Origin of the sequence: Rhizobium sp. CIAT894 (assembly GCF_000172795.2) — a bacterium.
In the GTDB taxonomy this organism is placed as follows: Bacteria; Pseudomonadota; Alphaproteobacteria; order Rhizobiales; family Rhizobiaceae; genus Rhizobium.
Genome location: NZ_CP020949.1, coordinates 71,159 through 88,366, shown reverse-complemented (window position 1 = coordinate 88,366; position 17,208 = coordinate 71,159). Strand labels below are relative to the sequence as shown.

Sequence of the window (17,208 nt, the reverse complement as noted above, 5' to 3'; positions counted from 1 at the left end):
GCTGCGTCAGTTGACCGAAACTTTCGGGATATAGCCCAGAACCCCCACCAACGTATTCACCGCGCTCATCTGTGCGTGCATCTCGATCATGGCTTCGAGGTATGCGAGATGCTGCTCGCCCCCAGTGGACGTTCCGGCCTTGTAGTCATCCGGCAATACCTGGAACAGTTTATCTGCCTTTTCAACGAGCTGCCTGTGCAGCCGGATGGCATTGATCGTCAGAGTTTCAAGGTCCGCCGTGGCGAGGCCGCGCGTCAGCCCGATCACCGGGCGCAGTTCACATGTGTCCGACACTGCTGAATCTTGCGAATTCATTTGCGATGTAACCCTTAAATATTGTCCGCGGTCCGCCCCCGCAAACGTTAATCCCTGATCCCAAGCCGGGGGTTGGAAACCGTCCTAGACAGTCCTGTGACCTTTAACACCGAGGCGCCTGGACATACGTCACAGGCCCCCGGCCAATTGGTCAGAGGATCCTGGCGCCGTATCGGCCGGCGCCAACCGCTAGGAAGGGTTTCCACACCCCCGGGCAGCGCGTACTGCCCTACCCGCCCTTATAGAAGCTGGGCGCCGTTTTCGCTAGTGCGATGGAAAAACAATCACCTTGCAGATCTGCAAGCACTTGTGATCACGGGTTGCCCCCAATTCCCAACAAGTCGATCCGAATACCAGCTTTGTTCGCATCTGCTGCCGCAGCCTCGGCTGGCGCCGCGAATTCGGCTTCATTCTCAAAAACTCCGGCTTGAGTGTAAGCGGCGTCGCGCCGAGCCGGTTCCGGCTCGGCGGGCTTTTCTTCGCCAGGCTCCTTGGCGCGAAACACCGCCGCCCCTCGAAATAGCCCGTCTGCCACGCGATGATTGCATCGTCGAACACTTGCGGCAGCGCCTCTTTGTTGGTCGGGCCATACCATTTGGCGACCCGATAGACCTTGCCAAACTGCTCCTTGCCCATTCTGATGTTAGCAGAGAAATCGACTAGTTCCGTCTTCAGGGCCCCTGCCTATAGGAGGCGCAGCCCGGCGGGATATTGGGTGATCCGACGCGCACGGTGTTTCGTCCGACGTTGTCACGGATCTCGGCGATGCCCGGGGGTCATCTCGACGGCTTCGGTCCCGGCCGGCCAACAGGTCCAAGCCGGCGACGTGCTGCTCACCATCGAGTCGATGAAGATGGAAACCGCGCTGCATGCGGAAAAGGACGGCACGATCGCCGAAGTGCTGACGCAGTCGCTCGCCAGGAAGCCGATCTGTTCCTAAGCTTCTTCAAGCCCACGGAATGTCTCTCGACAGCCAGCTGATCGGACGGTTCAAGACTGGTTCATTCGCTTCACAGGCTTATCTGGAGCGCAATAGCGTTCCCTTTGACGCGGCGAATTTTAGCGATCACCGATTCGTCGGCTATTTGGTGAGCGGGTTCGGTTGATAGCGGTTACCTGGGTCCCGACGAATGGCGGGCTTATCAATCCAGCAGCAGCGATCGGTCGAATAGCACGAGACAACGGCATTCTCTATTTGCTCGACGCCTACCAAGCTGCGGGTCAAACCCCCGACCGATATCAAAGCCCTCGGTTGCGACATCCTCACTGCGACTGGCAGGAAGTTCCTCCGTATGCCGCGGGGAACTGGTTTCATGTACATGCGCAAGTCAGTTCTGGAAAAGATCGAGCCCGCGATGATCGACCTCTATGGCGCGCCTTGGACGGCGCCTGGTCGATAAGATTTGCGGCCGGATGCCAGACGTTTCGAGACGTGGGAGAAGAATTATTCGGTCCGTCTAGGACTGCAGGCAGCAGTGGATTACGCGCTCGATATTGTACTCGAAAACATCGAAGAGCGTTGCAGCCACCTTTCGTCCTAGCTTCGTGAAGGCCTGAGGGGGATGGGTGCCGTATCCGTACATGATCTCGGGTCGCCGCTTGCTTCCATTTCTCATTCACCTGGCTGGGACTCGCCAGCGGTCATGGCGTATTTGACTGGCAAGGGTATTAACGTTTCAGTTTCTCCTCCTTTCAGCACCCCCGTTGACGCCTATAAGCGACGACTCCCGCCGGTGGTGCGAGCGTCGCCGCATTACTACAATACGGAGGAAGAGATCGATGCATTTCTGGAGGCGGCTGCCGGTATCGCCTCGTAGCTGATCTGCTCGGCTGACAAATGAAGCAGCTCGTTTTGAGGCAATATGCCATCCGTTCGGGAGCACTCTCCGATGAGGCATGAGGCAATACGAGTCTCCTCCTGATTTACGCTGATCGCCGTGATTGCCGCCGCAGGTCGACAACGTTTGAGACCAGTTCGGCCCACGCCACTGACTGCGAACCTTGCGCAATCGCCGTTTAGCCGCCGCAGAAGGCGTTGATCAAAGTCTTGGGAATAGGTAGGGATTCAATTGAGTGAAGTAGCCTATCCACTTCCTCACCGTCGGCCACGAGCTTGTCCCGCCGATGCTCGATACAGGCCCGCATAATATCGGTCGTGAATTCAGGATGGAACTGCACGGTCAAAATGTTGTGGCCATAGCTGACGATTTGATGCGGATCGTGTTGCGATCGGCCAAGAACGGTTGCGCCTTCAGGGAGTTGCAGCACGCTCTGCTCGTGGGTTAGAAATGCTGAAAATGACGGGGGGGAGTTGCGAAGCCATGGACTTTGGAGCCCACTATCCGTCAGCTTGATTTGCTTCGGCCCTATCTCGCGCCCGTTGGGATGATAATCGACTTCACCGCCCAAGGCATGCGCGATCAGTTGATGTCCATAGCACACGCCGAGCAGGCGGGAGCCTGAAGAGACAATCATCCGCGTCCATTCTGCTAACCTCTCGCTCCAATCCTCACGATCGGTCACCATGGACCAAGATCCAGTAATGATCGCACACGCAAACGAGCCAGGCTCAGGCAACGGCTCGTTCGCGTGCGCGCGCACCACCATGATCGGACTGTCTCTCTCGCAAAGAGCAGCTTTGAACCAGTCCGGCTGCTCTCCATGAAGGTTGCGGAGGGCAGCCGGAGGACGGCCGGCCTGAACCACCACAATGGGTGCGCGGCGGATCAAGCGACCGAATCCGCGCCAAGTGCGGCTTCTACCTCATCCAGGGCGTCGCGGCGATAATATACGGCCTTGCGGGCAGTCTCATCGACGCCTAGGCTGAACACATCAGGTCGAGCGTAGTGGCCCACCACGTCCAGATCATATTTCCCTCGGATACAATCGGAGAGATCTATATCAGCGGTGACGACGGCCTCCTTGTCATAGACCGGTCCAGCAAGGATATCTCCGAGTGGTCCGACAATGACGCTGCCGCCTCGGATAAAGACGGTCCCAGGATCATTCCCCTGGATGCAATCATAAACGTCCGGTGCATCTGAGCGGGTAAGGTATTGGCAGGCGCTTAGCACAAAGGTTCGACCCTCATAGGCTATGTGACGCATTGAGCTTTGCCAGATATCGCGTTCATCCACTGTGGGAGCGCACCAAAGGTTGATTCCTTTTGCGTACATAGTCTGGCGCAGGTTGGGCATATAGTTCTCCCAGCAAATTGCTGCACCAATTCGACCAAGCGCTGTCTCGATCACAGGAATGCTCGACCCGTCGCCCTGCCCCCAAACAAGCCGTTCACTGGCGGTAGGCATCAGTTTGCGGTGCTTGCCCAGAAGCGCGCCATCAGGTCCGAACAACAGCGCTGTGCAATAAAGCGTGGCACCTTCCCGCTCCACAACGCCAACAACCAGATGCGCCTTCATTTTTGAAGCAAAGGATGCGATGCGCTGGGCTTCCGGTCCGGGTACTTCAATGGCGCTTTTCCAATAGCGGAGGAAATCATCACGCCCTTCAGATGTGCGCGTTCCGATCCGCGCACCAAAATCCAGGCCTTTTGGATATCCCCCAACGTAAGCCTCAGGGAACACCGCGAGTTCAATGCCGTCACCGGCAACCGTCTCGCACAATGCTTCCATGCGCTCAAGCGTGCGAGGCGTATCGAAAAGGCTGGTTCCCGCCTGAACCACGGCAATCCGGTGTTGGGACATGTTGTCCTCCTTCGTTTCATTTGTATTGTATATTGACGCGGCCAACGTTATTGATCAAATTGAATGATTGGATGATGAAAATCGATTTGAAAGATATTGGGCGGTTAGATTTCAATTTAGGAGTCACTTTCCTTGCCGTATGGCGGGAACGCAGCGTGTCAAAAGCGGCACAGCAGTTGTCACTCAGCCAATCGGCGGTCAGTTCGGCCCTTACCCGCCTTCGCGATATGACCGGTGATCCATTATTTGTTCGCGCCGAGGGAATGATGCTGCCAACGCCGCGGGCAGAGCGGATGGCTTCTGATATCGAAGGCGGCCTTCTTCTATTGAAGAATTCCTTCCTCGCTCGCCCCGAATTTGATCCGAGCTCCAGTGAGCGGCATTTCTCGCTCGGCATGTCCGATGATTTTCAGCTTGCGGTTGGCCCTGAGATCGCTCGACGTGGAGGTGAGGCCGCACCAGGAATTACCATAAGTTTTCGGCAAACCAATCGACAAACCGCCGGGACAATGCTCCAGAGCGGAGAGATAGATCTCGCTATCGTTGCCTCATGGCCGAAGCGTTCTGTCGCAGCTTTTGAAGAAGTGGCTATGGGGCATTATGCCTGTCTTTTCGATCCTAGAACGGCCGTACCGTCGAGATCGCTCGATCTGGCCAGCTTCCTCGAGTTGCCCCATGTACTCGTTTCCTATTCGGGTAGAGCAGGAATCGTGGACGAGGCGCTGAAGAAGGCGGGCTTGACCCGACGCGTCCAGACAGCTCTGACGCATTTCTCCGCGCTGCCGGCTTTCCTCGTCGGCCGAAAGGCGGTGGCGACACTCCCTTCCCACGCCGCCATTCAACTCGCCTGCCATACGCCGCTGCTGACCGCTCCCGTACCAATTGATCTCGGGTCCTACGGTATCTCGATCGTATGGCGGCGAGACCAGCAAAACGATTCTGCTCATGACTGGATTCGCTCTGTCGTTCGAACGGCGATGCTGTGCGAGCTCGATAGCATCTCACAGCGGCCTGACTAGCGTATCTCGCTCACATACTTGAACCCATTGGACAGCGCCCGATGCTTACTGATGATCGTCAAGTCGTTTGCCTGATCGAACGCCTTTGCATCGACACACAAAACAGCGGCCTGCTCTCCGTCTATATCGAGTAATTTCCTGTCTTCAGCATCGGCGCATTCCGCGTGAACTTCCTCACGAACGGCCGAAATCTGCACACCGTATTCTTCGAGCAGGTGAACATAAAGCAGTTCGGGGAACTGCTCGACATCCAGCGATAGCCGGGGAAACCGCGAACATGCCAGCCAAATCCACTCATGCATGACCGGAATATCATCTACGCACCGCACACGATGTATCTTGTAGAGCATTCTGCGAGCCAGGCTCGAGCAACTCGAACTGGTGAGCATCCTTCGCAGGTACCTTCTCAATCCCGATCATGCGAGGCGATGATCTTCCTGAATGGATGGATGTGAGGTGTTGAAGTTTGCCGGCCGCCTTGCCGGCATTTTTATCTTCTGGAAGTGCCTGAATAGCCGGTCGGCCTCATCGACTAGGCATCGATGAGTTCGGATAGTATCTACTGTCAGGCTCTCGCGGTCAGCCTTCGGCAACCCCTGCGTCAAGCCGTACACGGGACGCATTTCCAGTTTATCTTCTGATGTCGGCGCATCCGATGTCATTCGATTCAGTCTCCGGCTTGTCCGCGGTGCGCCTCCGCAAACGTTAATCCCTGATCCCAAGCCGGGGGTTGTAAACTGTACTCGGACAGTCCTGCGACCTTTGGTACCGGAGCACCTGGACATGCGTCACAGGCCCCCGGCCAAATGGTCAGAGGATTCTGATGTCGAAACGGCCGACACCAACCGCCGAGCAGGGTTTCCACACCCCGAGACAGCGCGTACTGCCCTACGTGGCCTTAGAGGTCCGAAGCTAATTTCGCCAGTGCAAACAGTCGGATAATTACGCGTCTTGAGCGATGAACCTCATGCCCATCAGGGTCGTTCCTTGCCGATTCCTGAGAGATCGACACGGATACCGGCCCTGTTTGGATCCTTGCCGCCAGCATCATGGTTGGCAGGATCGCTCACTTCCACCCCCGCAGTGTCTGCTGGCAGCCCGACGGCGTCGCTCGCAGGCTTCTCCTTGTCAGGTTCAGCCACCTCCCGCTCACCGGGATCGGCGGCCCGAAACACCGCCGTCCCCTCAAAGTAGCCGATCTGCCAAGCGCTGATCGCATCGTCGAACACCTGCGGTAGAACCTCTTTCTCGGTGGGATTGCCATACCATTTCAGCACGATACGGTAGACTTTGGCGAAGAGCGCCGTTCCCATCCTCAGATTGGCGCAGGCGTCGACGATGTCGGTCTTGAGCTCTCTGGCTTCCACAACACCGAGACCGGCCGGGTATTGGGTGAGCCCGACGCGCACGGTGTTGCGGCCGACATGCTGCCGGATCAGAGCAAGTGCCTCGTCAGATGTGACTGGCTTCGGCACGAGCACGACACGGTTCCCAGAGCGAACCGTCACAGCGAGTGGGTCATGAGATCCTGCCCGTTCGATGAACTGCTCGACGATCGCGGGTTTTAAAGCTGGATCGGCGCATTGCTGGATAAGGGCGGCATCGACCATCGAGAAATCTCCTATGTGTTGAAAGCCGTGACCACGGGGAGTCCGAAGAGCTTTCCCCAGGCGATCACGCTCGCTTTCTGAATGGCGACGATCGAGGTGCCTTCGGTCCACCATCCGTTGCCCGCGGCGATGATTGCGCTAGGGGAATGCAGCATTGATTGCAGTATCGGCCAGAGCATGAGTTGCTCGTAGCAGATTAGCGGCGCGATCTTTTGGCGATCGATTTCCGCGATGGGATTACCAAACAAGTGCGCACGTGCGCCGCCGACCCGCCCCGTCCACTGCAGCCATGGTTGCCACATTGAGACCGGGACCGGCATGCGTTCGCTATACAGGATGCGTGCCTTGTCGGCCGAGATCTCCACTATAACATTGTCGTAGCCGCTCGGGTCGATGACGACCGCACCGGCGATCACGGTTAAACTGGAACCGCGCAGACTTTCTTGCCAGACGCGCTCGACCGTCGGCGTCCAAAATCCGAGTGCGCTTTCGGGAAGGACGACGAAGCGGGTTTTCTCGCCCGCAGCTGCGCGCACCGTTGCGATCAGGTCACGGAGGTACTCAAGCGAGCCGTCTCGTCCAAGCCTCTGCCCCTGTTCGAGGTCGACGCCCTTCCATCCTTCCGGTAGATTCTGCGTCGTCCACGTAGCGGCGGACCAGAGCCAGAATCCTCCCAGGACAATGGCGACAGCCGGCCAATATCGCGATGTCATCATCGCGAGGCCGGCTGTAGTCATTAGGATTCCCCACCAGCCCCAACCTGGAAAGAGCACACCGGCAGCAGTCAACGGATGCGCCCATCCGGTGATGCCGAAGGGCGGAAGCCCCATGAGGACGGCCACTGCCAGATAGCGCGGCACCGTCCCCATTCCCGGTCGACTTTTTAATGAAGACTGACCTTCCGATTGCCCTTTCCAGAGTGCCGCATGCACGCCGACAAAAGAGAGCGAAGCGGCCACCCAGAGCAGAAGGCCGGGCCAGAGATCGGCCGCATAAAAGTTGGCGACACCTTGCGGCAGACCGCGTGACGCGGCAAGAAAGTAGCCGGCTGATACGAGAGCTGCGACCAGGCGTGACCGCGAGTTCGCCCAAAGCGCCGGGAACAATATCGCGACTGGAAGGAGGAGCACCTCGCCACTCCAGCCGATGCAGCCGCAGGAGATCGCCAAGACGATCAGTGAGCCGGACCGCCGATGGTCGGGCCATCGGGCACGAACTCGATCACGGATCAAACGTGAACACTGGCCGCGCCAGTCCAAGAATGCCTGCATCCGGAAGCGGTCCAAAATATCGGGAATCATAAGAGCTCTCAAAGGATGAGTGAAGAAACAGGTATCCCGGCGGCACGATGCCACCGGCATAAGGCACAAGGACCCGCCCCTTGCCGTCCAGGGTCCGGACGGAGGATGCCTCAATTGGCCGGCCGTCGATCACGACCTGATCACCGATCTCGACACGCTGACGGGCAAGAGCTGCTACCGTTTTGATGAGTGGTGCAAAGCCACCGGTACACGATCCCCAGCGAAGATAACCGCGTCGTCTGGCGCCCTCAAAGGTGGCGGTTGCCGGCGGGCAGACGAAGACGAGATCGCCGACCGCGACGTCTCGAAAAAGCACCTCAATCCGCCAGAGCCCAAGCGGTTCGCTTGGCGTCAGGTTCAGCCGGTAGCCGCCGCTCCACCCGGCCGCGACGAGAGTGATGACGACGGCGCCAGCCCCCGCCAGGAATAGGAGATCCTGCCCTCGCCTCATTGCTTCAGCACCGAGGACGCGCGCTGGGTAAGGCGGATGTCTTCGGCCTGCCTGAGCGACTGGACCGTACGTTCGTGAGCCGCGAGTTGTTGTGCCGTACGCGAGAATGTCGCCGTATTCGTCAACATGACGCCGGAGACATTCAGCGGTGTTTACGCCAATGCGGTCAAGGAGACGCACTGGCTCTCCTACACGAACTATGCCGCCCTCGTTTCCGGCGACAGTTTTTCCACCGACGAGCTGGCCACCGGCGTCACGGACATTTTCATCGCCCTCGACCTGAAGGTACTTGAGTCGCATCCGGGACTGGCACGGGTGGTCATCGGCTCGTTTCTCAACGCGATCTATAATCGCAACGGCGAGGTCGCTGGACGCACCCTGTTCCTCCTCGATGAGGTGGCGCGCCTGGGGTATCTGCGCATTCTTGAGACGGCTCGCGACGCCGGGCGCAAGTACGGTATCAGCCTGGCGCTGATCTTCCAGTCGATCGGCCAGATGCGCGAGGCCTATGGCGGCCGTGACGCCAGTTCCAAATGGTTCGAGTCCGCGTCCTGGATCTCGTTTGCGGCGATCAACGACCCAGAAACGGCTGAGTACATTTCAAAGCGCTGCGGCGACACCACAGTCGAGGTCGATCAGACAAGCCGCTCTTCCGGAATGAAGGGATCGTCCCGGTCGCGATCGAAGCAACTGACGCGCCGCCCGCTGATCCTGCCGCATGAAGTGTTGCGCATGCGCGGCGACGAGCAGGTCGTCTTTACTGCGGGCAATGCGCCGCTGCGCTGCGGGCGCGCCATCTGGTTTCGACGCAAGGACATGAGTGCGTCCGTTGGGGAAAACCGGTTTCACAAACAAGCTACAGACGGGGTAAGGAGCGAGAAGGCCCCTCCAACGGCAGATATTGAGGAGACATGACATTGAGATTTTTTGCGGACCTCGTCACCTTATCCGCCTTATTCATCGGCGTGCTCGCATCTGTAGCGGCAGCCCAGCAACCAGACAGCGCGAGCGACGCCTTCTCTATCTGTGGGAGCGGGCAACGGATCACCTGCGTGGTGGACGGCGATACGTTCTGGTTCCGAGGTGAAAAGATCAGGATTGCCGACATCGACACGCCGGAGTTAAGCCCGCCGCGATGCCAGCGCGAACGCGAGCTTGGCCTCGCGGCGAAAAACCGTCTGCTCGACATTCTCAATTCCGGTCCGCTGTCGTTCAAGACGACCGCCAGAGAGGAAGATCGCTTCGGTCGCAAGCTCAGGATCGTCTACCGCGATCGGCGATCGGTCGGGGATATTCTCGTTGCCGAAGGCCTGGCTCGGAAGTGGCAAGGATTGCGCCGGAGCTGGTGCGAATGAAACGGACGCAAGGATCAACGTTGTGAATCGATAATGCCCGTCCGATTCAAAACTGTCATTGGACGGCCGAATCCGAACGCGCGATTCTGCTCTTATGATCACGCAGCCCTATCACCTCTATGTCGAACGTATCGCGCCGGAAAAGAACATGGCGCGGTTCTATGCGCTTGCTGTTCAGCCGACCTTGTTCGGCGAGATATCGCTTGTTCGCGCCTGGGGTCGGATCGGAGCGCGCGGACAACAGATGGTGCATCTGTTCGACAACGAGAACCAGGCCATCAACCTGTTCCTCGACGTGCTTCGCGAGAAGCGTAAACGGGGCTATCGGCCGAAACCACCAGTGGACAACCCGCGGATCTGATCCGCGCCTCCCTCGTTGCCGATGACAAGACGGTCATAAGCTGACACGGATTCTGTCATTGTTAGAAGATGCGAGGAATTCCATGACCACCACCAATGAAATCGCCGACAAGATCGCCGCCAACAACGGCCTGACGAAGGTTCAGGCGAAAGGCATCGTCGAGGCCGTGTTCCAGGCAATCGCCGATGCCGCAGGCTCCGACGCTGAAACCTCGATCCCCGGCTTCGGCAAAGTGCGCCGCGTCGGCGCGATGTAAGAGTGCAGTTTATGCTGCTGGGATAACTGGGAACTACCCATGCCCTCCGACTTACCTTGGCTGGCAACAGCTGCAATCGGGGAAACTCGACAGGGGACAATAGCATGTCGGGAAAAGGCCGAGGCCGTCGCAGCTATCGCGATCTGATCGGTCAGGGCAAAGCGCGTATGGTGAAAGCTAGACTGCCTGAATCCTAGACCGAGGAACCAGAAGCCGGTGGTGACGCTCAACGATAGCCGATGCGTCATCGAGCGTAGTGGATGATAAGATCATTCCGGGGAGCGACGAAATTTGCCCGTTTGCTCCGCCCCAGTCGCGCTCTCCATCCCCTGCCGGGGACCGAACGGTTGAATGGGACACCTGTCCGCGCTGTATCTCTTTCATTGCGTAAACGCGGGATCGTCTAAACGGGCTGGCATCACCAGACCCACATGACGACGGAGCCGCCATATTAGCCAAACGCCCGGGGTAATGTCCGGGACAGCCGCCTAGAGGCGGACGGCAATGGGTGAAACGCGCCGGGTGACCGGACGGGAATCCCTCTGGCCGGGTGAAGGGCGGCGTGCTGACATGAGATCGGGAGCCTTATGACGACGATTGAGACACGCTGATGCACGTCGATGCCGTGGAAAGACGACTGATCTCGCTACCTGCCCTGTCACGACAGGGAAAGCGGATAAACGGCCTCCATCGTCTTCTGGACTGCCCCAACATTTGGGCACAGGCCTATGAAGCGATCGCCCGAAACTCCGGGGCTCTCACCCCCGGCATTGATCCCCGCAATACGCTTGACGGCTTCTCGCTGGACAGGCTGAACGGGATCATGCGCCGGGTGAAGGAGGGAAGCTACCGCTTCAAGCCTGTTCGCAGGCACTACATCCCCAAGGCGAACGGGAAATTACGCCCTCTGGGCATTCCCGACGCTGACGACAAGCTCGTGCAGGCAGCCGTGAAGCTGGTTCTGGAGCAAATCTATGAACCGAATTTCTCTCGCCGCTCGCACGGGTTCAGACCCAAGCGCTCCTGTCACACCGCTCTGGCATCCATCCAGAAGACGTGGGGCGGAACAGTTTGGCTGGTCGAGGCCGATATTGCCGGGTTCTTCGACAATATTGACCACGACATTTTGATGAATCTGCTGAGGAAACGGATCGATGACGAGCGGTTTCTGAAGCTTATCAGAGGAATGTTGACGGCTGGCTATATGGAGGACTGGAAGTGGCACGCGTCGTATAGCGGCACACCACAGGGCGGAGTAATCTCGCCCTTGCTCGCGAACGTGTATCTCCATGAATTCGATGAGTTCATGGATAGCCTCAAAACCCGGTTCGACCGGGGCATTGAGAGGCCAACGAATCCAGAGTACCAGAAACTGCTCAGCAAGGGGGCGCATTGTCGTCAGCGTATCGCGAAGCTGCGAAGCTCTGGCCGAGAGGCCGAAGCAGAGCGGCTTCGGGCTCAACTGCAGCCTTTGATCGTTGCTGCCCGGAAGCTCCCCAGCAAGGACTTCCACGACACGTTCTTCCGGCGGCTTCAATATGTCCGGTATGCCGATGACTTCCTTATCTCCGTCATCGGCACGAAACAGGAAGCTGCCGACATCCTGAATGAGGTCACATCCTTCCTGCAGGATCAGCTTCATCTTGAAGTCGCACCGGAAAAGAGCGGTATCACAAAGGCAGATGACGGCGGGGTGACCTTTCTCGGCTACGCTGTTCGGTCGACCAAACGTGCGTTTCGCGAGAAACGTGTCACGAGGAAAGGTCGAAGGGCAATGGTCAAGCGGACACCGGTACGCGGAATCCGACTGCATCTCCCAAGGGAGAAGCTGGCGGCCTTTGCTAAACGGAACCGACTTGGCAGCTATCATGCAATACGTGGCGCAATGCGTCCCGAGATGACAATCAGCTCGGATGTCGCCATCATCGTTGCGTATAACGCGATGCTACGGGGATTGGTCGGATATTACCAGTTAGGCAATAACTGGAAAAATGAGATGGCCCCACTCCAACGGGTTTGGTGGTTCAGTCTCATGAAGACTTTGGCGAGAAAGCACAAATGCAGTATCGCGAAGATCTTCAATATCTATTTGCAGCGGCACCAAGGGGATCATGGGCTATGGGTGGAAACCAAAGACGGGCGCAGGTTCGTCGCGGTATTCCAACTCAGGCACGTTGCATCGAAGAAAGTCATGGAAGATTCCCGCATAGATCAGGACCAGCCTTCGTTCTGGTTCTGGGGGCGGACTGATCTTGTTGATCGGCTGCGCGCTCGCTCCTGCGAGTATTGCGGGATATCCGATGTGCCCGTCGATATTCATCACGTTCGACGGATGGCGGACATGAAGGGCGTCTCATGGCTTGCTCGAACCAGAGCAGCTCGCATGCGCAAACGTACCATCGCATGCGAACCTTGCCATCACGCGATCCATGCCGGTCGTCTTCAGCAACGGCTCGACAGAATTGGGGTATTGTCAGCATAGGAGCCGGATGATGGGAAACTATCAAGTCCGGTTCCGTGGGAGGGAGAGAGGGCCGCGTCAACGACCGACCTCCTCCCTACCCGACTTCAAGGTGAAAGCATCACCTGAGCGCGAGGGCCGCAATCCAGCGACCGGAGAGAAGATGACGGTCGCGGCTTCGAAGAAGCTGACTTTCGCGCCTGCCAAGGCGCTCAAGGATGCACTGAACAAGTGATCCCTGACGTGGAGAGCCCCGCCCTGTCGGGCGGGGCATCCAGTCTCAGTCCCGGTTCGACCGGGACCAGATGAGGGAGAGGCCTTCCTCGCCTTCGACCTCGATCAGCGTCGCGTAGATCGGGGCCGGGAAGCTCGGATCGTCGAGCTTGACCGAGAGGTAGTCGCGGCCTTCGTTCGAGGTCTTCTTCCAGGCTGCGCCGAATTCGACCGTAGCTCCTGCGAGGATGCGGTAGTCTGGACCTTTCTCGCTAGTGCGCTCGACGGCGCGGATGGTCGCCTTGACGTTGAGGTTGAGGGTCTTGATGGTACCGGAGAAGCCGTTGCTGGAAGCGGTGAAAGAGCCGATAGTTGCCATTGTCGTAATCCTTTTCGGTTGTTCGGGCCGCGTCCATCGCGGCCTCGATGGCAGTCGATAGGACCGGAGACGATCGGCCCGCACCTGAAAGGCCGAAACGGAGTGGAGGACGGCCATAGGAGAGGCTTTCTTGTCTCGCGAGGAATGGGCGCGCCTCAGCGCACAGGGGAAGAAAACGAGCCGGCCGTTGCGGATGCCGATCGAGCCGAGCATCGCGAGGCGGTCTTTGGTCAGACATGCCCCATCGAGACCGCAGTGGACGTGCCAGCTGGCAGATAAAGGGGTACGGCAATGGCATCATCGAATGGTCGAGGCCAATGACCGCATGTGGGAAGTTGCCGGGAACGGTGCATTGCTTCATCGCGTAGCTGGTTGTGGTGCCATGCCTGAATGACAAGACTGAGGCGTGCTTACTCCCCGCTCGCAGGCTCAGACGGGCCACGTCCCGGCCGGAAGACCAACCAGGGCTTCAAGCCGCTTGATGTTTTCGGCCGATAAACCCGTTCCTTAAAACCAAGAACGGCCGGTCGCGAGAAGCAACCTGGCCGCCAATCGACTTCACCGAATTTAATGCTGCCCTTGCGTGACGTCCGCAAGTGGTGCGGCTCTAACGCTAGTATGATTGCAAATATGGAGCAGGCGACCTCTCATCTGCCGATGTAGGCCGCCAGTTCATCGGGCGTTCCGTTGGGAAAAGCCTGCTTCAGAAAATCCAGGAAGGCAGATACACGCGCGCTGAGCAGTCGCCGCGACGGGTAAAGCGCCCACAGCGCGATCTCGGAGCCCTCAATATTGCCCCAATGCAGCAAAGTCCCGTCGGCCAGATCGTGACTCACCAGCGAAATCGGCATACGAGCAGCGCCCACGCCAGTTCGCACGGCATCCCGAACCATGATGAGTGACGACAGGGCGAGGATGGGCTCGATCCCGATCGTCGCGGGTCCTTCTGAAGTCACGACGTTCCAGGTCTGCCGATCGCCGCCCCCGCGCACGACACCTGGCACCGAGAGATCTGCCGCCGGCCGTGGAAGATCGGGGCTTGCCACGACGACGAGGCGATCATGCAGAAAGACTCGACCGACGAGACTTTCGTCTGGGTCCGGATTGACCCGAATGACCAGATCATAGCCTTCCTCGATCATGTCCACGGCTCGGTCCTCTGTCGTAACTTCCAGCCGCACGTCGGGATATTTCAGTGCGAAGCCCGCCGCGATCCGACCCATGGCGGTCTGCGAAAACAGCAGCGGCGCGCTGATCCGTAACCTGCCGCGCGGCTTGTCCCCGCCCGCCGCGATGGTGGCCGCTGTTTCGTCGAGCTCCGTCAGCAAAGCGGCTGTACGCTCATGAAGCGCTCGCCCTTCCTCAGTGAGTTTCAGGTTGCGCGCGCCACGTTCAAACAGCCGAAGCTGAAGGGCAGCCTCCAGTTCCGTCACCCGTCGGGACAAGGTCGCTTTGGGACGGCCGGTTGCCCGCGCAGCTTTGCCGAAGCCACCGTAACGAGCAACGAGGTTGAAGTCCGCAAGCGCGACGAGATCCATGACTGTTTCACCTGTGAGACGCTGCGTCTAAAATGATGGTCTATCGGGTCAACAGTGAACCAACCATATTCGGGGTGTCAAGCAAACAAACCGGAGAAACTTCCATGACCATTCTCGTTACCGGCGCCACAGGTAATATCGGCGGCCAAGTCATCCAGCACCTCGTCGACCGCGGCGCTGATGTCCGCGCTCTCGTCCGCGACTCTTCCAAGGCCAATTTCCCGGCAGGCGTTGCCGTTGTCAAAGGTGACTTCCTCGACATCGACTCCCTGCGTACCGCCTTCGACGGTGTGTCGACGCTCTTCCTGCTGAACGCTGTCGCACCAGACGAGTTCACACAGGCTTTGATCGCCCTCAACGTCGCCCGCTCGGCTGGCATCGAACGCATCGTCTATCTCTCTGTCATTCACCCTGATGTCTACGTGAACGTGCCGCACTTCGCCGGCAAATTCGGCGTCGAGCGGATGATCGAGCAGATGGGCTTGGCGGCGACGATCCTGCGTCCTGCCTATTTCATCCAGAACGATCTCACGATCAAGGACGTCATCACAGGCTACGGCGTCTACCCGATGCCGGTCGGGACCAAGGGCCTTGCCATGATCGACGTTCGCGATATCGCGGAGATTGCCGCCCTTGAGCTGCTGCGTCGTGAACAAGCCGCACAGCCGCTGCCGCTCACCCGCATCAACCTGGTTGGCCCCGACACACTGACCGGAACGGACATCGCCGCCATCTGGTCGGACGTACTCGCTCGCCCAATCAATTATGGCGGTGGCGATACAGCAGCCTTCGAGCAGAACCTCAAGCAATTCATGCCTCCGTGGATGGCTTACGACATGCGCATGATGGGCGAGCGCTTCCTGACCGACGGAATGCTGCCAGAGGGTGGCGACGTCGAGCGCCTGACGACGCTTCTCGGCCGTCCGCTCCGCTCCTATCGCGACTTCGCCTCGGAAGCCGTGGCCGCTGCCTGAGGCAATCGCCTACAATTTCAAACAGGGACAATCGTCATGATCTATTCGACCGCAACCGTTCCGGTGAATCCGGAAGGCGGAACAAAACTCACCCGGGAGCAGGTCTGGAAGGGCCTGGAGCTGAAGGCGCGCGATGCGCGCCTCTTTCTCCCGCCCGGCCTCTGCACCCGCTGCGAAGTCGTCGAGGAAAGCGCTGTCCATTTCGTGCGCGAAGCCACCATCACCGGCTTCCACATCAGGGAGATCATTACCCTCGAGCCCCAGAGCAAGGTCACCTTCTTCCAGGCCACCGGCCCCCGCGAAGGCGCCATTATCAACGAGGTATTCGAGAATGAGGCCGGCGCACTGCAGCTGAAGTTCTACTGCTACCTCGGCCTGCGCGGCAAGGAGCATGATGGCCCCGAGGAACAGGCTGAGCAAGCCCAGTTTGACAGCGACAAGGGCTACAAATCGGCCCTGCTGTCAACGCTGAAGCGGACCCGCGAACTGCTCGCAGAGGGCAGGCTCTGATCGCCGCCAGCAACAATCAGCAACAAATCTAACAGGCGGCCTCTTGAGGCGCCCTGCCTTTCAAGAGGACCGAAGCCATGTCCATCACTGAAACACATTTCGCCGCCGCACCGAAGATCCTGGTCCTCGGCGCCACCGGGCCGACCGGCCGCCATATCGTCAGCCAGGCTGTAAGCCGCGGCTATGACGTCACCGTTCTGGTGCGCTCGCCGGAGAAGGCCGCGGGCATGAAGGGAGCGAAGATCATCGTTGGAGACGCACGTGACGAGAACGTGTTGCGCCGGGCCGTCAAGGGTCGCGATGCCGTCATCAGCGCACTTGGAACACCCGCAAGCCCGTTTCGTGAAGTCACCCTTCTCTCGACCGCAACCCGGGCGTTTGTCAGCGCCATGAAGGCAGAGCGCGTCTCGCGTCTCGTCACCGTCACCGGAATGGGCGCTGGCGATAGTGCAGGCCATGGCGGGTTTCTGTTCGACAAGTTGATCTTCCCGCTGCTCCTGCGCAAGGTCTATGCCGACAAGAACCGTCAAGAGGACATCATCAAGGGCAGCGATCTGAATTGGACCATTGTTCGTCCTTCGATCCTCAACAATAAGTCAGGACGCACCACGATCCAGACGCTCACGGATTTGACCCAGTTCCGCGGAGGCTCCATTTCGCGCGAGAACGTTGCGACTTTCGTGCTGGATCAAGTCACTACGGATCAGTGGCTACACAAGTCACCCTTGATCACCTGGTAGCGTTGGCTTGAACGGCCTGTC

General features: G+C 58.7%; 18 protein-coding genes and 5 pseudogenes. 12 read left to right on the top strand and 11 right to left on the bottom strand.

Annotation, left to right across the window (positions count from 1 at the left end):
- Positions 1-6 precede the first annotated feature (6 nt).
- Both RHEC894_RS23135 and RHEC894_RS23130 read right to left on the bottom strand, forming a co-directional pair.
- Positions 7-315, bottom strand: a complete 309-nt coding sequence (locus RHEC894_RS23135; protein ID WP_085739353.1) for a transcriptional repressor TraM — start codon at positions 313-315, stop codon at positions 7-9.
- Positions 316-579: 264 nt separating this feature from the next.
- Positions 580-951: a conjugal transfer protein TraH gene (locus RHEC894_RS23130; protein ID WP_010069202.1), complete on the bottom strand. Its 372-nt coding sequence runs from the start codon at positions 949-951 to the stop codon at positions 580-582.
- Between the two features lie 133 nt (positions 952-1,084).
- On the opposite strand from RHEC894_RS23130, the pseudogene RHEC894_RS32160 reads away from it, so the two are divergent.
- Positions 1,085-1,255: pseudogene (locus tag RHEC894_RS32160) on the top strand (biotin/lipoyl-containing protein); the annotation flags it as partial.
- A 150-nt stretch (positions 1,256-1,405) separates the two neighbouring features.
- Positions 1,406-2,132: pseudogene (locus RHEC894_RS23120) on the top strand (aminotransferase class V-fold PLP-dependent enzyme); the annotation flags it as partial.
- A gap of 199 nt (positions 2,133-2,331) precedes the next feature.
- Here the strand turns inward: RHEC894_RS23120 and RHEC894_RS23115 are convergent.
- Positions 2,332-3,045 (bottom strand): glutamine amidotransferase, encoded by a 714-nt coding sequence (locus RHEC894_RS23115; protein ID WP_210305874.1) that lies wholly within the window; start codon positions 3,043-3,045, stop codon positions 2,332-2,334.
- On the bottom strand, positions 3,042-4,019 hold the full coding sequence (locus RHEC894_RS23110) for a nitrilase-related carbon-nitrogen hydrolase (protein WP_010069208.1): 978 nt from the start codon (positions 4,017-4,019) through the stop codon (positions 3,042-3,044). Before RHEC894_RS23110 ends, RHEC894_RS23115 begins: the two co-directional genes overlap by 4 nt.
- 71 nt (positions 4,020-4,090) lie before the next feature.
- Here RHEC894_RS23110 and RHEC894_RS23105 point away from each other — a divergent pair, with 71 nt between their 5' ends.
- Positions 4,091-5,038, top strand: a complete 948-nt coding sequence (locus RHEC894_RS23105) for a LysR family transcriptional regulator (protein ID WP_085739352.1) — start codon at positions 4,091-4,093, stop codon at positions 5,036-5,038.
- Here the strand turns inward: RHEC894_RS23105 and RHEC894_RS23100 are convergent.
- The 5 genes from RHEC894_RS23100 to traF all read right to left on the bottom strand — a co-directional run bounded on the left by RHEC894_RS23100 (position 5,035) and on the right by traF (position 8,400).
- Positions 5,035-5,388, bottom strand: a complete 354-nt coding sequence (locus RHEC894_RS23100; protein WP_164517713.1) for a GntR family transcriptional regulator — start codon at positions 5,386-5,388, stop codon at positions 5,035-5,037. The two genes, RHEC894_RS23105 and RHEC894_RS23100, sit on opposite strands and share 4 nt — an antisense overlap.
- Before the next feature lie 66 nt (positions 5,389-5,454).
- Positions 5,455-5,661, bottom strand: a complete 207-nt coding sequence (locus tag RHEC894_RS33465) for a transcriptional repressor TraM (RefSeq protein WP_245339546.1) — start codon at positions 5,659-5,661, stop codon at positions 5,455-5,457.
- 351 nt (positions 5,662-6,012) lie between these two features.
- Positions 6,013-6,648, bottom strand: a complete 636-nt coding sequence (locus RHEC894_RS23090) for a TraH family protein (protein WP_085739350.1) — start codon at positions 6,646-6,648, stop codon at positions 6,013-6,015.
- Positions 6,649-6,659: 11 nt separating this feature from the next.
- Complete coding sequence (locus RHEC894_RS23085; RefSeq protein WP_085739349.1) at positions 6,660-7,949, bottom strand: conjugal transfer protein TraB; 1,290 nt, start codon at positions 7,947-7,949, stop codon at positions 6,660-6,662.
- Positions 7,870-8,400, bottom strand: a complete 531-nt coding sequence (gene traF / locus RHEC894_RS23080; protein WP_085739348.1) for a conjugative transfer signal peptidase TraF — start codon at positions 8,398-8,400, stop codon at positions 7,870-7,872. Before traF ends, RHEC894_RS23085 begins: the two co-directional genes overlap by 80 nt.
- Positions 8,401-8,496: 96 nt before the next feature.
- On the opposite strand from traF, the pseudogene RHEC894_RS23075 reads away from it, so the two are divergent.
- The 6 genes and pseudogenes from RHEC894_RS23075 to RHEC894_RS23050 form a co-directional block, all read left to right on the top strand.
- Positions 8,497-9,315, top strand: a pseudogene (locus tag RHEC894_RS23075) (type IV secretory system conjugative DNA transfer family protein); the annotation flags it as partial.
- Positions 9,312-9,755 (top strand): thermonuclease family protein, encoded by a 444-nt coding sequence (locus tag RHEC894_RS23070; protein WP_085739347.1) that lies wholly within the window; start codon positions 9,312-9,314, stop codon positions 9,753-9,755. The pseudogene RHEC894_RS23075 and the gene RHEC894_RS23070, both read left to right, overlap by 4 nt.
- Positions 9,756-9,849: 94 nt before the next feature.
- On the top strand, positions 9,850-10,116 hold the full coding sequence (locus RHEC894_RS23065; protein ID WP_010069330.1) for a WGR domain-containing protein: 267 nt from the start codon (positions 9,850-9,852) through the stop codon (positions 10,114-10,116).
- Between the two features lie 82 nt (positions 10,117-10,198).
- A pseudogene (locus RHEC894_RS23060) lies at positions 10,199-10,348 on the top strand (HU family DNA-binding protein); the annotation flags it as partial.
- Positions 10,349-10,982: 634 nt separating this feature from the next.
- Entirely contained in the window at positions 10,983-12,854 is a 1,872-nt protein-coding gene (gene ltrA / locus RHEC894_RS23055) for a group II intron reverse transcriptase/maturase (protein ID WP_085739344.1), read from the top strand.
- Between the two features lie 70 nt (positions 12,855-12,924).
- A pseudogene (locus RHEC894_RS23050) lies at positions 12,925-13,068 on the top strand (HU family DNA-binding protein); the annotation flags it as partial.
- Between the two features lie 45 nt (positions 13,069-13,113).
- Here RHEC894_RS23050 and RHEC894_RS23045 read toward each other — a convergent pair.
- Together RHEC894_RS23045 and RHEC894_RS23040 are read right to left on the bottom strand one after the other, a co-directional pair.
- A complete protein-coding gene (locus RHEC894_RS23045; protein WP_085739496.1) occupies positions 13,114-13,425 on the bottom strand; it encodes a DUF736 domain-containing protein in 312 nt (103 codons plus the stop codon).
- A 647-nt stretch (positions 13,426-14,072) separates the two neighbouring features.
- Positions 14,073-14,963: a LysR family transcriptional regulator gene (locus tag RHEC894_RS23040; protein ID WP_085739342.1), complete on the bottom strand. Its 891-nt coding sequence runs from the start codon at positions 14,961-14,963 to the stop codon at positions 14,073-14,075.
- 104 nt (positions 14,964-15,067) lie between these two features.
- On the opposite strand from RHEC894_RS23040, the gene RHEC894_RS23035 reads away from it, so the two are divergent.
- The 3 genes from RHEC894_RS23035 (at position 15,068) to RHEC894_RS23025 (ending at position 17,187) form a co-directional block, all read left to right on the top strand.
- Positions 15,068-15,937, top strand: a complete 870-nt coding sequence (locus RHEC894_RS23035; protein WP_085739340.1) for an NmrA/HSCARG family protein — start codon at positions 15,068-15,070, stop codon at positions 15,935-15,937.
- A 36-nt stretch (positions 15,938-15,973) separates the two neighbouring features.
- Positions 15,974-16,447 carry an SRPBCC family protein gene (locus tag RHEC894_RS23030; protein ID WP_085739339.1) on the top strand — a complete coding sequence of 158 codons (474 nt, stop codon included), beginning with the start codon at positions 15,974-15,976 and terminating at the stop codon, positions 16,445-16,447.
- Positions 16,448-16,524: 77 nt separating this feature from the next.
- Positions 16,525-17,187 (top strand): SDR family oxidoreductase, encoded by a 663-nt coding sequence (locus RHEC894_RS23025; RefSeq protein WP_010069487.1) that lies wholly within the window; start codon positions 16,525-16,527, stop codon positions 17,185-17,187.
- Positions 17,188-17,208 lie beyond the last annotated feature (21 nt).

Coding starts and splice junctions, on each gene's coding strand:
- RHEC894_RS23135 (WP_085739353.1), bottom strand. CDS start 315: ATGAATTCGCAAGATTCAGCAGTGTCGGACACATGTGAACTGCGCCCG.
- RHEC894_RS23130 (WP_010069202.1), bottom strand. CDS start 951: ATGGGCAAGGAGCAGTTTGGCAAGGTCTATCGGGTCGCCAAATGGTAT.
- RHEC894_RS23110 (WP_010069208.1), bottom strand. CDS start 4,019: ATGTCCCAACACCGGATTGCCGTGGTTCAGGCGGGAACCAGCCTTTTC.
- RHEC894_RS23105 (WP_085739352.1), top strand. CDS start 4,091: ATGATGAAAATCGATTTGAAAGATATTGGGCGGTTAGATTTCAATTTA.
- RHEC894_RS23100 (WP_164517713.1), bottom strand. CDS start 5,388: ATGCTCTACAAGATACATCGTGTGCGGTGCGTAGATGATATTCCGGTC.
- RHEC894_RS33465 (WP_245339546.1), bottom strand. CDS start 5,661: ATGCGTCCCGTGTACGGCTTGACGCAGGGGTTGCCGAAGGCTGACCGC.
- RHEC894_RS23090 (WP_085739350.1), bottom strand. CDS start 6,648: ATGGTCGATGCCGCCCTTATCCAGCAATGCGCCGATCCAGCTTTAAAA.
- RHEC894_RS23085 (WP_085739349.1), bottom strand. CDS start 7,949: ATGATTCCCGATATTTTGGACCGCTTCCGGATGCAGGCATTCTTGGAC.
- traF (WP_085739348.1), bottom strand. CDS start 8,400: ATGAGGCGAGGGCAGGATCTCCTATTCCTGGCGGGGGCTGGCGCCGTC.
- RHEC894_RS23070 (WP_085739347.1), top strand. CDS start 9,312: ATGACATTGAGATTTTTTGCGGACCTCGTCACCTTATCCGCCTTATTC.
- RHEC894_RS23065 (WP_010069330.1), top strand. CDS start 9,850: ATGATCACGCAGCCCTATCACCTCTATGTCGAACGTATCGCGCCGGAA.
- ltrA (WP_085739344.1), top strand. CDS start 10,983: ATGCACGTCGATGCCGTGGAAAGACGACTGATCTCGCTACCTGCCCTG.
- RHEC894_RS23045 (WP_085739496.1), bottom strand. CDS start 13,425: ATGGCAACTATCGGCTCTTTCACCGCTTCCAGCAACGGCTTCTCCGGT.
- RHEC894_RS23040 (WP_085739342.1), bottom strand. CDS start 14,963: ATGGATCTCGTCGCGCTTGCGGACTTCAACCTCGTTGCTCGTTACGGT.
- RHEC894_RS23035 (WP_085739340.1), top strand. CDS start 15,068: ATGACCATTCTCGTTACCGGCGCCACAGGTAATATCGGCGGCCAAGTC.
- RHEC894_RS23030 (WP_085739339.1), top strand. CDS start 15,974: ATGATCTATTCGACCGCAACCGTTCCGGTGAATCCGGAAGGCGGAACA.
- RHEC894_RS23025 (WP_010069487.1), top strand. CDS start 16,525: ATGTCCATCACTGAAACACATTTCGCCGCCGCACCGAAGATCCTGGTC.